A 13811-nucleotide genomic window follows, 5' to 3' on the forward strand; every position below is an offset into this window, starting at 1 on the left:
ATGATTTTAAAAACTTACGAAAAATATATAATTAAACTTTTTTTAAAAAAATTTTTTCTTATTTTTCTTATTTTTTATTCATTGATTTTTATATTAAGTATCTTTGATGAAATCTCATATTTTAAAAATATAAGTTCAGGAACTTACTATTCTTTTTTAATGACTTTTTTAAATACCCCATCAACAATTTTTGAAATCTTTCCTTTTATTTTTTTAGTTTCTGCTCAATTTTTTTTTAGTGAATTAATCAGTAGAAATGAGTTAGAAGTTTTAAAAATTAACGGCTTAAGTAATTTGAAGGTACTAAAGATATTATTTACTTCTTCTTTTGTAATGGGTATATTTTTAATTATCTTTTATTATGGTTTTTCATCTAAACTTAAATTTATATATTTAGATATCAAAAACAAATACTCTAATGACAATAAGTATTTAGCGGTAGTAACTGAAAATGGTTTGTGGCTACGTGATGAAATAGATAAAAAAATATACATTGTAAATGCTAAAAAAATTGAAAAAAATTACCTTGAAACTGTCTCTATTACTGAGTTTGATTTAAAGTTTGACTTCAATAAATTGATCTTAGCTCCAAGAATAGACATATCAAATGAGAATTGGATAGTAATGAAGCCAACAATTTTAGAAAAGGACCTAACCTCAAAAAAAATTGATAATTTTGTTTTAAAATCACACTTTAATAAAAAGAAAATAAATAATTTATTTAGCAATTTGTCTTCACTCAGTATAGCTCAGCTGCTTCAGCTCCGTAAAGATTATAAAAATCTTGGTTACTCAGTAGATGATATAGATTCACATATAGGTAAATTATTAGTTTTCCCTTATTATGTTTCAATAATGTCAATTTTATCCTCAATAATCATGCTTAACATAAAAAGGAATACATCGGTAATTTTTCATACTATTTTAGGAGTTTTAATATCTGTAATAATATATTATATTTATTACTTATTTAATTTACTTGGTGTAAATGATAAAATTCCTTTACTGTACTCAGTAACTTTACCACTTTTAATGATAACAATATCAATTTTAATTCCACTGATAAGAATTAATGAAAAATAATTATCTTATATTCATTTTTTTTTTCTTTTTGATTAATTTTAATCCAAAGACTGTTTTATCTAATGAGTTTATTTTTGAGTCTAATGAAATTGAAATTAATGATAATGGTAACCTCATAAAAGCAAAAAATGGTATTGCAAGGTCTATTAAAAATAATTTTTTTATAAATGCTAAGAAATTTGAATACAATAAAAGTAATTTTACTTTAATTGCATTTGATGGAATAACAAAATATCCAGAAAGAAAAATTGAAATCAAAGCTAATAAGTTTGAGTACTTTGAAAAAAAATTTTTGATTAGGGCTTATGGTAAAGTCACTATTAAAGATTCTTTTAACAATATTACAATAAAATCTGATGAAATTTCATATAATATCAAAAATGAAATTTTAACATCACCAAATGAAAGCACGATAAACGATGATATGGGTAATATTTTTTTAGTCAGTAACTTTGTTTATAATAAGTCTCGAAAATTAGTTAAAATAAACGATGCTACTTTTACTGACAAGCAGAAAAACATATACCAATTATCAAAAGGATTCATTGATCTAGAATTGAAAAAACTAGTTGGTAAAGATATTTCACTAAAATTTAATAATAGCGAATTTAATGTTGATAATGAACCAAGATTAAAAGGTAATGCTATTTTCTATAATAAAGACACCACAACTGTAAATAAAGGAATATTCACTACCTGTAAAATAAATGATAGCTGTCCTCCTTGGCAAATATCTGCAGAAGAAATTTTACACGATAAAAATAAAAAAATCATAAATTATAAAAATGCCTGGCTTACTATATATGATTATCCAGTTTTTTATTTTCCAAAGTTTTTTCACCCTGATCCAACAGTCAAAAGACAATCAGGTTTTTTGATGCCAAGCTTTATTAACTCTTCAAATAACGGTGTGTCCTTAAGTGTTCCTTATTATCTTGCCATAGCGGAAGATAAGGATGCCACTTTTACTCCTAGATTTTATGCTAAAGATAAAACGCTTATACAAACAGAATATAGAAGTGTTAATGCACATTTTAAAAATATAATAGACACTAGTTCTCTTTTTCAAAATGATAAAATAAGTAAATCGCACTTTTTTTCTAAATCAAAAGGTCAAATAAATATGACTAATTTTGATGAAAGTGAGGTTACACTTCAGATTCAGCAGGTCTCTAATGACACATACCTCAAAAGTATGAAATTGGCCTCACCACTTATAGATAATTTTTCTTTGTTAACTTCTTCACTTGGGGTGTCAGCATATAGAGAAGACTTGGCATTTAATGCTGATTTTTTAATTTATGAAGATTTAAATAAAAAAAAGAGTGATAGGTTTGAGTTTATTTATCCCTCCTATAGTTTAACAAAGGACTTAGGAAGTGTTAATAATTTTGGTATATTTAATGGTGACTTACAATTGGAACTATCGGGATATGCAAAACATTATAATACAAATGTATATGAAAATGTCTTGATTAATGATTTTTTATATAATTCAAACATACTTTTTTCAAATAATGGTTTCAAAAATGACTCAACTGTTCTTATCAAAAATATTATTACCGATTCTTCAAACTCTGCTAATTATAAGAATGAAACAAGCACTAAATTAAAAACAATTTTTCAACATAACCTTTCTTATCCTTTGATTAAATATTACGATAATGACTCAAGTGTTTTAAATCCAAAAATTTCATTTAAATTTAGTCCTACAAATAATGAAGATTTAAAAGATCTGGATAGACGTATAGACGTGAGTAATATTTTTGATTTAAATAGGTTGGGTGTTAGTCAAACCGTTGAAGGAGGAGCCTCTTTAACGTATGGATTAAATTACTCAAGAATAGATCAGAATGATCAGGAGATACTTGGTGCCAGAATAGCAAATATATTTAGGCTTAAAGAAGAAAAAAAATTGCCTCGAAATAGTACTTTAGGAAAGAAAACTTCAGATATTGTGGGTGATATTGGGTTTAAACTTGGTGAAAATATTAATATGAAATATAATTTTTCATTAGCTGAAAATTTGAATGACACAAATTATCAGTCAGTAGAAAGTAATTTTAAAGTTAATAACTTTGTTACAAAGTTTGAATATTTAAATGAAAATAACACAGGAAATAAAGAAACATTTATATCAAACAGTTCATCTTATACAATTAATGATGATAAAAAAATTTCGTTTAAAACGAGAAAAAATAAAAAAACAAAACTTACAGAATTTTATAATTTTATTTACGAGTATAGGAATGATTGTTTAATTGCAGCATTAGAATTCAACAAAGATTACTATAATGATAGAGACATAAAGCCTGAAAAAAATATTTTTTTTAAACTAACAATTATACCTTTTGGTCAAACATCAAGCCCCAATTTATTTAACTAATGAAAAAAATATATCTATTTATTTTATTGATCATTTTTTTTAATATAAAAACTAACTCAATAAGCGACATCTTGATTTCTTATAAGGTAAATAATGAAATAATTACAAATATTGATATAGAAAAAGAAGCAATATATTTAATTGCATTAAATAATGATTTAACAAAACTTGAAAACAAGAAGATAAAAGAAATTGCTAAAGACTCTATTTTGAGGGAAAAAATAAAAGAAATAGAATTAATAAAATATTTTAAATTTAATCAGCAAAATCCTTATTTAGATAAAGTAATTGAAAGTTTTTTTTTAAAGCTCAACTTAAAGAGTGAAGAAGATTTTGCTAATTATTTAAAAGGTTATGATTTAACTATTGAAACAATAAAAAGTAAGATTGAAATTGAAACTTTATGGAATCAATTAATTTATGAAATTTATAATAAACAATTATCTATAGATGAAGAAAAATTAAAAAATAAAGTAACTATACAAAAAAAATTATTGATCGAAAAAAGTTTTTTATTATCTGAAATCGTTTTTGAAAAAGATAAAAACAAATCTTTAGATGAATTAAAAAAAAAAATATATCAAGATATAGAAAAATTAGGCTTTGAAAACGCAGCGGCCATTTATAGCATTAGTGATACCTCAAAATTTGGGGGGAAAATAGGCTGGATGAAAAAAAATGAATTAACTAATTTGATATACGGCGCAATTTCGAATTTAAAAATTAATTATTATAGTAAACCAATACAGCTTGGAAATAATTTTTTAATTTTAAAAGTAAATGATATTAAAGATGAAGAAATAAATACTGATCCAGAAAAAGAGTTAAAAAAAATGATCCTATTAGAACAAGAGCGACAGCTAGAAATGTTTTCAAAGATCCACTTTAATAAGATTAAGATAAATACTGATGTCCAAAAATTTTAAACCAACTTTAGTTGTTGCTGGAGAGCCCTACAGTATTTTTACAGAAATATTTTTTAAAGCATTAAAAAATAAAAAAGTTCAGAATGAAATTATTTTAATTATTTCAAAAAAATTATTAATAGCTCATATGAAATTTTTTAAATATAATTTAAAGATTAATACAATAAATAAAGATATATTTAATCTTAATAAAATTAAAAAAAATGAAATTAACATAATTGATGTCAAATTTAATTTTAGAAAAAATTTCGATAAAATATCTAGCAAATCAAATATATATATAAAAAAATCTTTTGAATTAGCATTAGATCTACTTAAAACAAATAACTTTTCAGGTTTGATCAATGGACCAATATCAAAGAAAGATTTTTTAAAAGGAAAAATTTTGGGTATTACAGAATATCTTTCTAAAAAAACTAATAATAAAGATAATACTGTTATGTTAATTTATAACAAAAAACTTGCAGTTAGTCCTTTAACTACTCATTTACCTTTAAAAAGTGTTTATAAAAAAATTACTAGAAAAAAAATTATTAATCATGTTCAACTTATAAATAAATTTTATAAAAAAAGATTTAATAAAAAACCTAAAATAGCTATCACAGGACTAAACCCTCACTGTGAAAGTAATTTCAAAAATTCAGAAGAAGAAACGATAATAAAACCAACAATTAAAAATTTAAAAAAAAAAAATTTTTCTATTGATGGTCCTTTTCCCGCTGACACTATATTTATGAGGGGGAATTTAAGAAAATTTGATGTTATAATTGGAATGTATCACGATCAAGTTCTCACACCTATGAAGAGTTTATTTGAGTTTGATGCAATCAATATAACATTAGGTCTACCATTCGTGCGTATTTCTCCTGATCATGGTCCGAATACAGCTATGTTAGGTAAAAATTTGTCTAATCCAAAAAGTTTAATAGAAGCTTTAAAATTTTTAAATAATTAAGTGAAAATTAAAGCTAAAAAAAGTCTTGGACAAAATTTTCTAATAGATAGAGATGTTCTTGAAAAAATTGTATCCATAACAGATATTACTAATAAAGAAATTTTAGAAATTGGTCCTGGTAGTGGTAATTTAACCAATTTTATTCTAAAAAAAAATCCAAAAAAAATTTATGTTATTGAAAAAGATGATAATTTATCCTTGCTATTAAAAGAAAAGTTTAATGACAAAATAGAAATTATTAATGATGATGTATTAAAAATTTCTGAAGATAAAATTTCAAATCAAAAACTGACTGTGTTTGGTAATTTACCATATAATATTTCAACAGAAATATTATCAAAATGGATTATAAACATTGGAACAAATTTTTGGTTTGAAAACTTAGTTTTAATGTTTCAAAAAGAAGTTGCTGATAGAATCATAGCAAATTATAATAATTCAAAATACGGTAGACTTTCTATTTTAACTAATTGGAAATTAAATGTTAAAAAAATAATAGATATCAAGCCTCAAAGTTTTACACCCAGACCAAAAATCGATAGCTCTTTACTATTATTTACTCCAAAGAAAAATTTTTTTAAATTAAAAAATGCTAATAATCTTGAAATGATTACTAGAATTTTCTTTAGTCAAAGAAGAAAGATGTTAAAAAAACCTTTTAATCAAGTATTTCATAATGCGAAAGTAGTAGCAAAAAAATTTAATATCGATCTAAATCTTAGACCTCAGAACTTAGAACCAGAAATGTATTTTAAACTTGTGAAGGAGTATGAAGACTTAAGAGATTAGTTTATTAATGTGCTCTCTAATATACTCTTTATCATAATCTTTTGAGCCATTATTGATTTCTGCATCTATTAAATTACTTATTTTTGAGTAACACTCGTCAAGATTATCATTTACAATTACATAATCATAATTGATCCAGTGAAGAACATCTCTACTAAATTCTTTCATTCTTTCTTCTACAATTAATTTGTCTTTCATGTCTCTATTGGATAATCTTTCAAATAATACCTTTTTACTTGGTGGTAGAATAAAAAAAGTAATCAATTTATAATTTAATTTTTTATTTTTGATCTGATCCGCTCCCTGCCAATCAATATCAAATATTACATTTTCACCTTTATCTAATTTTTCAATAACTGGTGTTCTTGTAGTTCCATAAAGATGGCTGAATACTCTAGCATATTCTAGGAATTCTTCATTTTTTATTAAACTTTTAAATTTTTCTTCGTTTATAAAGAAATAATCTTTATCTGGAATTTCATTTGATCTTGGTTCTCTTGTGGTATGAGATACGGATATATAAAAATTATTATTTTTTGAAAGAAGTTTTACTAAAGTAGTTTTTCCTGCCCCAGATGGGGATGATAAAATTACCATTATCCCATCTTTTTTTGTGGACATTTAATATCTAGTTTGCTTTGCCTTCAATAAATTTTACAGCATCACCTACAGTAAGAATTTTTTCAGCTTCACTATCTGAAATTTCTGATCCAAATTCCTCTTCAAAAGCCATTACTAATTCAACTGTATCTAAACTGTCGGCTCCAAGATCATCTATAAAACTTGAGTCATCTTGAACTTTAGCTTCATCAATACCCAGATGGTCTGCTACGATCTTTTTAACTTTACTTGAAATATCTTCTGACATATTGTTCCTTTTTGTTATATTTCGTTAATAGTCCAAAAAGTAGTTTTGTCAACCCAAATACATCCCTCCATTAACATGTATTGTTTCTCCATTAATATAATCTGATTGGTCAGAACTTAAGAAAGCAACTGCATTAGCAATATCCTCTGGTTTACCTAATCTATTAGAGGGAATTTTGCCTATAATTGCTTCTTTGTGTTTTTCATCAATTTGATCAGTCATTGCGGTACTTATAAATCCAGGAGAGATACAATTTACATTAATATTCTTTTTAGCATACTCGATTGCTAGACTTTTAGACATGGCTACTATGCCAGCTTTTGAAGCAGTATAATTTGCTTGACCGACATTTCCTGTATGACCCACTACGGATGTGATATTTATAATTTTCCCACTCTTATTTTTAAGCATTTTTTTTATAGAATATTTGCACATTAAAAAAGTAGAAGTTAAATTAATATCTATTACTTTAGTCCACTCTTCAAGGCTCATTCTAATTGTTAAATTATCTTTTGTGATGCCAGCATTATTAATTATACAATCAAGTGAACCACCTAATTCCTCTGTAGCTTCATTTAAAAATTCTTCAATTTTTTCATGTTGAGATATATCAAACTTGAGTATTTTAATATTACTAAATTTAATTTTCAATTCTTCTAATTTTTCAATTCTTGTTCCTGTGGCTAAAATGTTAGCTCCACTGTCGTACAATTTTTCAACAATTGAATTACCTATGCCACCTGATGCACCTGTAACTATAATATTTTTATTTTTTAAACTACTCATCAATATTAATTAACTTTATATCTTCTTCTGTATTTATTGCACTAACTTTGATATTTCTGTCTATTCTCTTTACTAGACCTGATAAAACTTTGCTAGGTCCAATTTCTATGAATTGATTAACCCCACTATCAATCATGAACAAAATACTTTCTCTCCATCGGACTCTACTTTCAATTTGCTGAACTAACAAATCTTTTAACTCATTTGAATCAGTTATTTCTCTACTAGTCACGTTGGAAATAAGAGTATTTTTTGGTTCTTTAAAATTCAGTTTTGCAATCTCTTCTTTCATCACAATCGTTGCATTATTCATTAATTTACAATGAAATGGTGCACTTACAGGAAGTTTAATATTCTTAATATTTGCAGATTTCAGATCAACCATAATTTTTTCTAAATCATCTATATTGCCACTTAACACTATTTGACCAACAGAATTATCATTAGCAATAAAACATTCATACTTGTTTTTATTTTCATTAACTAAATTTTCTATTATCTTAATTTCAGATCCTAGTACCGCAACCATTCCACCTACACCTTTGGGTACAGAACTCTGCATGGCTTTACCTCTAATTTTTAATATTTTTAAAGTATCTGAAAATGATAGTGCTTCAGCTGAGCTTAGTGCTGAATACTCACCCAATGAGTGTCCTGCTAAAAAATTTGCTTTGTTCAGATCAATTTTAAACTCTTCTTTGATAAGTTTAAAAATTGAGTAACTAACTAAAAATATTGCTGGCTGAGTATTCTCTGTTAAGTCTAGTTCTTCTTTTGGGCCACTTAAAATAAGCTTTGATAGTGGAAATCCAAGTATTTCATCAGCCTCTTTGAATAAATTTTGAATTAAAGCATACTTGTCATGTAAGTCTTTGCACATACCCACGAATTGAGAGCCTTGACCTGGAAAAATAACAGAAAACATTTAAATATGTAAAGTTTATTGTGGTTTTAAGTGTTGTAATTCAATTATTATAATAGTATATCCTCAATTTTTATTAAAGAACAATTATGAATTTATACGAACACACTATTGTAGCTAGACAAGATACCAGCCCCGCTCAGGTAAAATCCTTAACTGAGAAATACTCTAAAATTGTTGAAAAAAATGATGGTGAAATAGTACAAACTGAAGAATGGGGGTTATTACATCTCTCTTATGCTATAAAAAAAAATAAAAAAGGTATTTATATGCACTTTAAGATCAAAGGTGCAGGAAAAATTATTGAAGAATTAGAAAAAAATGAATCTATAGATAAAAATCTACTAAGATATATGACTGTTAAGGTTAAAAAATTCAATTTAGAGGAAAAATATTTTTCTAAGAAAGATGAATACGAAAAAAAGGAAAATAAAAGAGAATATAATAGAGAATAATTATGCCATCAAAAAAAAGAGCTGGAAATAAAAAAAAAGGGAATCAAAGTAATTTTGCAAAACTAAGTATTTTCCAACCTAATAAATATAAATTTAAAAAATCTTGTCCACTATCAGCTAAAGGTGCGCCAGAGGTAAATTATAAAAATATTAGATTATTAAAAAAATATATGTCAGAGAATGGAAAAATTTTACCATCAAGAATAACAAATGTTTCACAAAAAAAACAACGAGAGCTTTCTCTATCTATAAAGAGAGCTAGAAACTTAGCTTTAATTTAAATGAAAGTTATACTTTTAGAAAATTTAAGACGAATCGGATCTATCGGTGAAATCATTGATGTAAAAAGAGGTTTTGCTAGAAACTTTTTGATTTCAAATAAAAAAGCTCTTTACGCATCTAAAGAAAATATTGCTGAAGTTGAAAAAATAAAAGATGAATTAGGAAAAAAAGATATTGAAAAAAAGAAAGAAGCTCAAAAAATTTCTGAAAAAATCAATAATAAAGAGTATGAAATAAAAAAACTAAGCACAGAAAATAAAGAACTTTATGGTTCGGTTAAACCAACTGAAATTGCAAAACTTTTACAAGAAAATGATAAGCTAGATATCAAACCCTCAATGATACAACCAATAACTGAAATTAAATCAATTGGTAAATTTAAGGTAAAAATTATCTTACACTCTGAGATAGATTCTGAAATAACTATCAACGTAGTTACAGCAGAAACTATTCAATAATTATACAATTTTTTCCCCAGCATAAATTTATTATTTTTTTTAAAAATTATTTAAGCTAGTATTGATGTGTGGAAAATAATTTAAGCATAGTCAAAGATACTTTTAAAGAACTACCCAACAACATTGAGGCTGAACAGGGAGTAATTGGGTCAATACTGGTTCAAAATGAGATATTTGATGAAATTAATACAATCATTTCTAGCGTTAACTTTCATGACCCTATGCATCAAAGTATTTTTTCAGCAATTGAGAGTCTGATTTATAGAGGGATGCTTGCAAATCCAATAACATTAAAAAATTATTTTGAAAATGAAAAAGACGAATTAAATGTTCCAGAATATTTGGTCAAAGTAACAAAATTTTCTACACCTCCAAGACAAGCAATAGAATATTCAAGAATTATTTATGATATGTTTGTTAGGAGAGAGCTAATTAAAATATCTGAAAATACCATTGATGCTGCAAAACTAAATGCTCTTGATGTTAATGGACAAAATATAATAGAAAATTCAGAAAGATTGTTATTTGATCTTGCTGAAAAAGGATCTTTTAATTCATCATTAGTAAAATTTGATGAAGCAATGAGACAAACTATAGATATGGCAAAGACTGCTTATCAAAATGACGAAGGTATTGTTGGTGTGCCAACTGGTTTAAGAGATCTAGACGATAGATTGGGAGGACTTCATAATTCTGATTTAGTTATTATAGCTGGTCGTCCTGGAATGGGTAAAACAGCTCTAGCTACTAATATAGCTTTCCACGCTGCTCAAAAACTTCAAGAAAATGGAAGAAAATCATCAATTGCTTTTTTTTCGTTAGAGATGTCGTCTGAACAATTATCAACTAGAATTTTAGCTGAACAATCTAGAATTAAATCGAATGATATAAGAAGAGGAAAAATTACAGATGAACAATTTGATAAATTTATTGAAACATCAAAAAATATAGCTGAGTTACCATTGTATATTGATGAAACACCAGCAATTAGTATTGCTGCTATGAGTAATAGAGCAAGAAGAATTAAAAGACTACATGGTTTAGATTTAATTGTTGTTGATTACATTCAATTAATGACAGGTTCCCTAAATAATAGAGATGGTAGAGTACAGGAAATTTCACAAATAACTCAAGGGCTCAAAGCAATAGCAAAAGAACTAAAAATTCCTGTTATTGCGCTTTCTCAGTTATCTAGACAAGTAGAACAAAGAGATAACCATAAACCTCTATTGTCAGATTTAAGAGAATCAGGATCAATTGAACAAGATGCTGATGTTGTAATGTTTGTTTATAGAGAGGCTTATTATCTAGAGGCTAAAGAACCTCAGGCAGCAACTGTTGAACATGCAGAATGGCAGGCAAAAATGGGTGAAATATCAACACTAGCTCAAATAATTATTGCAAAACAAAGACATGGCCCTACTGGTAATATCGATGTTGAGTTTGAAGCAATGTTTACTAAATTTAAAGATAAAGATACTCAAAGTTATTAATATCCAATATAAATAGTATTAAATGCTATCTCATTTATACCAAAACACTGTTCTTAAAAATCCTAAATCTATTTTTACATTACTTTTAATTATATTATTGAGTTTTGGTTATTTTTCTAAAGATTTTAGACTAGATGCTTCTTCTGACACTCTTTTAATTGAAGGTGATCCTGACCTTGAATATTTAAAAGAAATTACAGAGAGATATGGTTCAAAAGAATTTTTAGTTTTAACTTATACTCCTAATGAAGGAATGATTTCAGAGTCTTCCATAAATAATCTTTTGAGCCTAAAGTATAAAATTCAAAGTTTAGATTGGGTTCATAGTGTTATAACTTTATTAGATATTCCATTACTCAATAATTCTGACGCTTCTCTTCAAGAAAGATTAGGAAGTTTTAAAACATTAAAAGATGAAAATATAGATATTGAAAGGGGATTTAAAGAAATATTGAATAGTCCAGTCTTTAGAAATTTTGTAATTAGTGAAGATGGTAAAACCAGTGGTATAATTGTTTATATAAAAAAAGATGAATTAAAAGATATAGAAAATAAAACAAAAGAAGAAATAGAAATATATAAAGATGGATTAAAGAAAAAAAACCATAAAAATATTACTCAAATAAGAGAAGTAATTAAAAGCTACAATGATGTTGGAAAAATTTACCTAGGAGGCATTCCAATGATCGCTGATGATATGATGTCATTTATTAAAAGTGACATAATTATTTTTGGGTTAGGTGTTCTTTTATTTATCATTGCAACATTATGGTTTATTTTTAGAAAATTAATTTGGATAATAGTACCAATTAGTAGTTGTTTCTTTTCAGTTTTGATTATGACTGGTCTTCTCGGTATTCTGGGTTGGAAAGTTACTGTTATTTCATCAAACTTCATTGCATTAATGCTAATCTTAACTATGGCAATGAATATTCATATGAGTACTCGGTTTTTACAATTAAGAAATGATTTTCCAAATTTAGCCAACTTTGAAATTATTTCAATGACAACGAAAAAAATGTTTTGGCCTATTATTTATACAGTTCTTACAACTATATGTGCTTTTTTATCTTTAATTTTTAGTGGTATAAAGCCTATTATAGATTTTGGCTGGATGATGACTCTTGGCTTAATTACATCTTTTATAATTACTTTTAGCCTACTACCCACCCTTTTAAACTTCATGTCTAAAGATAATATAAAAATTAAAGAAGATAGAGATTCTAAAATTACTTCTTTTTTTGGGAAAATTTCTATTAATAACAAAAATTCTATTTTCATAATTACTGGTCTTGTCATTATTTTGAGCGTTGTTGGAATAAATCGTCTTGAAGTAGAAAATAGTTTTATAAATTATTTTAATAAAAATACTGAAATATATAAAGGTATGAAGCTTATAGATGAAAATTTAGGTGGCACCACACCTTTAGAAATTATCTTAAAATTTCCTGAAAAAGTGAAAGCAGAAACTATTGAAGATGATGAATTTGAAGATTGGGATAATGATGAAAACAACGATGATGAAAAATATTGGTTTACAAAAGATAAGGTTGATAAAATTCAAGCAGTTCATCGTTACTTGGATAGTTTAACAGCTGTTGGAAAAGTTTTATCATTTAGTTCAATTGTAGAGGTTGCAACACAATTAAATAACAATAAGCCTTTGGGGACATTAGAAATGGGTGTTCTTTATTCAAAAATTCCTGAAAAAATAAAAAAAGATATCATTGATCCATATATTTCAATCAAAAATAATGAAGCTAGAATAAGTTTGAGAATTATAGACTCTCAAGATGGTTTAAGAAGAAACGATTTAATAAATCAAATAAATTATGATTTAGAAAATAAATTAAAGTTAGATAAGGAAGAATTTAAACTTGCTGGTGTTTTAATTTTATTCAACAATCTACTTCAAAGTCTTTTTAAATCACAAATACTTACACTGGGACTGGTAATGATTGGGATTTTTACAATGTTTATGATTTTATTCAAAAATGTTAAATTATCATTTATTGGAGTGGTACCAAACTTTATTGCTGCATTTTTTATTTTAGGAATTATTGGCCTATTAGGAATACCCCTTGACATGATGACAATAACTATTGCTGCAATTACTATTGGTATTGCTGTAGATAATAGTATTCACTATATCTATAGATTTAAAGAAGAGTTTTTGAAAACAAAAAACTACAATAAAACCTTAAAAATCTGTCATGCTACAGTTGGTGTTGCAATACTTAATACTTCAATAACAATTGTTTTTGGGTTTTCTATTCTTGTTTTCTCAAAATTTATACCCACAATTTATTTTGGGGTGTTTACTGGTATAGCAATGTTGCTTGCACTAATTTCAGTATTAACCTTACTGCCATCTCTTATTTTAATAAGCAAACCTTTTGGAAAATAAA

The 13811-nt window shown here is 25.9% G+C and carries 14 protein-coding genes; 10 read left to right on the forward strand and 4 right to left on the reverse strand.

Going from position 1 to position 13811, the window contains the following annotated elements; translation table 11 throughout:
- From ABXT56_RS04620 to rsmA, 5 genes are read left to right on the forward strand one after another with little or no spacing between them, the layout of a single operon-like run.
- Complete coding sequence (locus ABXT56_RS04620) at positions 1-1083, forward strand: LptF/LptG family permease (protein WP_415299545.1); 1083 nt, start codon at positions 1-3, stop codon at positions 1081-1083.
- Complete coding sequence (locus ABXT56_RS04625; protein WP_415299546.1) at positions 1073-3469, forward strand: LPS-assembly protein LptD; 2397 nt, start codon at positions 1073-1075, stop codon at positions 3467-3469. Before ABXT56_RS04620 ends, ABXT56_RS04625 begins: the two co-directional genes overlap by 11 nt.
- A complete protein-coding gene (locus tag ABXT56_RS04630) occupies positions 3469-4395 on the forward strand; it encodes a peptidylprolyl isomerase (protein ID WP_415299547.1) in 927 nt (308 codons plus the stop codon). The genes ABXT56_RS04625 and ABXT56_RS04630 overlap by 1 nt, the downstream gene beginning before the upstream one ends.
- Positions 4379-5350 carry a 4-hydroxythreonine-4-phosphate dehydrogenase PdxA gene (locus tag ABXT56_RS04635; RefSeq protein WP_415299548.1) on the forward strand — a complete coding sequence of 324 codons (972 nt, stop codon included), beginning with the start codon at positions 4379-4381 and terminating at the stop codon, positions 5348-5350. Before ABXT56_RS04630 ends, ABXT56_RS04635 begins: the two co-directional genes overlap by 17 nt.
- On the forward strand, positions 5351-6139 hold the full coding sequence (gene rsmA, locus ABXT56_RS04640; protein WP_415299549.1) for a 16S rRNA (adenine(1518)-N(6)/adenine(1519)-N(6))-dimethyltransferase RsmA: 789 nt from the start codon (positions 5351-5353) through the stop codon (positions 6137-6139).
- Here the strand turns inward: rsmA and gmk are convergent.
- From gmk to fabD, 4 genes are read right to left on the reverse strand one after another with little or no spacing between them, the layout of a single operon-like run.
- Positions 6128-6760 (reverse strand): guanylate kinase, encoded by a 633-nt coding sequence (gmk, locus tag ABXT56_RS04645; RefSeq protein ID WP_415299550.1) that lies wholly within the window; start codon positions 6758-6760, stop codon positions 6128-6130. The genes rsmA and gmk overlap by 12 nt on opposite strands.
- A 7-nt stretch (positions 6761-6767) precedes the next feature.
- Positions 6768-7007, reverse strand: a complete 240-nt coding sequence (locus ABXT56_RS04650) for an acyl carrier protein (RefSeq protein ID WP_415284196.1) — start codon at positions 7005-7007, stop codon at positions 6768-6770.
- A 48-nt stretch (positions 7008-7055) separates the two neighbouring features.
- On the reverse strand, positions 7056-7793 hold the full coding sequence (gene fabG / locus ABXT56_RS04655) for a 3-oxoacyl-[acyl-carrier-protein] reductase (protein ID WP_415299551.1): 738 nt from the start codon (positions 7791-7793) through the stop codon (positions 7056-7058).
- Positions 7786-8718 (reverse strand): ACP S-malonyltransferase, encoded by a 933-nt coding sequence (fabD, locus tag ABXT56_RS04660; RefSeq protein WP_415299552.1) that lies wholly within the window; start codon positions 8716-8718, stop codon positions 7786-7788. Before fabD ends, fabG begins: the two co-directional genes overlap by 8 nt.
- An 86-nt stretch (positions 8719-8804) precedes the next feature.
- Between fabD and rpsF the strand changes: the two genes are divergently transcribed.
- The 5 genes from rpsF to ABXT56_RS04685 all read left to right on the forward strand — a co-directional run bounded on the left by rpsF (position 8805) and on the right by ABXT56_RS04685 (position 13810).
- Entirely contained in the window at positions 8805-9170 is a 366-nt protein-coding gene (rpsF, locus tag ABXT56_RS04665; protein ID WP_415299553.1) for a 30S ribosomal protein S6, read from the forward strand.
- A 2-nt stretch (positions 9171-9172) separates the two neighbouring features.
- A complete protein-coding gene (gene rpsR, locus ABXT56_RS04670) occupies positions 9173-9451 on the forward strand; it encodes a 30S ribosomal protein S18 (RefSeq protein WP_415299554.1) in 279 nt (92 codons plus the stop codon).
- Positions 9452-9910: a 50S ribosomal protein L9 gene (gene rplI, locus ABXT56_RS04675; protein ID WP_415299555.1), complete on the forward strand. Its 459-nt coding sequence runs from the start codon at positions 9452-9454 to the stop codon at positions 9908-9910.
- A gap of 68 nt (positions 9911-9978) precedes the next feature.
- Positions 9979-11403 (forward strand): replicative DNA helicase, encoded by a 1425-nt coding sequence (locus ABXT56_RS04680; RefSeq protein ID WP_415299556.1) that lies wholly within the window; start codon positions 9979-9981, stop codon positions 11401-11403.
- A 22-nt stretch (positions 11404-11425) separates the two neighbouring features.
- The gene (locus ABXT56_RS04685; protein ID WP_415299557.1) at positions 11426-13810 is read left to right on the forward strand and encodes an efflux RND transporter permease subunit; all 2385 of its coding nucleotides are present in this window, start codon (positions 11426-11428) and stop codon (positions 13808-13810) included.
- Position 13811: the final 1 nt, after the last annotated feature.

Source organism: Candidatus Pelagibacter sp. Uisw_134_02 (assembly GCF_047720265.1).
In the GTDB taxonomy this organism is placed as follows: Bacteria; Pseudomonadota; Alphaproteobacteria; order Pelagibacterales; family Pelagibacteraceae; genus Pelagibacter.

Bases quoted from the DNA above. Each gene is read 5' to 3' on its own strand.
- fabD (WP_415299552.1), bottom strand. From the start codon at position 8,718: ATGTTTTCTGTTATTTTTCCAGGTCAAGGCTCTCAATTCGTGGGTATG.
- rplI (WP_415299555.1), top strand. From the start codon at position 9,452: ATGAAAGTTATACTTTTAGAAAATTTAAGACGAATCGGATCTATCGGT.
- fabG (WP_415299551.1), bottom strand. From the start codon at position 7,793: ATGAGTAGTTTAAAAAATAAAAATATTATAGTTACAGGTGCATCAGGT.
- ABXT56_RS04650 (WP_415284196.1), bottom strand. From the start codon at position 7,007: ATGTCAGAAGATATTTCAAGTAAAGTTAAAAAGATCGTAGCAGACCAT.
- rpsR (WP_415299554.1), top strand. From the start codon at position 9,173: ATGCCATCAAAAAAAAGAGCTGGAAATAAAAAAAAAGGGAATCAAAGT.
- ABXT56_RS04620 (WP_415299545.1), top strand. From the start codon at position 1: ATGATTTTAAAAACTTACGAAAAATATATAATTAAACTTTTTTTAAAA.
- ABXT56_RS04635 (WP_415299548.1), top strand. From the start codon at position 4,379: ATGTCCAAAAATTTTAAACCAACTTTAGTTGTTGCTGGAGAGCCCTAC.
- rpsF (WP_415299553.1), top strand. From the start codon at position 8,805: ATGAATTTATACGAACACACTATTGTAGCTAGACAAGATACCAGCCCC.
- ABXT56_RS04630 (WP_415299547.1), top strand. From the start codon at position 3,469: ATGAAAAAAATATATCTATTTATTTTATTGATCATTTTTTTTAATATA.
- ABXT56_RS04625 (WP_415299546.1), top strand. From the start codon at position 1,073: ATGAAAAATAATTATCTTATATTCATTTTTTTTTTCTTTTTGATTAAT.
- ABXT56_RS04685 (WP_415299557.1), top strand. From the start codon at position 11,426: ATGCTATCTCATTTATACCAAAACACTGTTCTTAAAAATCCTAAATCT.
- gmk (WP_415299550.1), bottom strand. From the start codon at position 6,760: ATGTCCACAAAAAAAGATGGGATAATGGTAATTTTATCATCCCCATCT.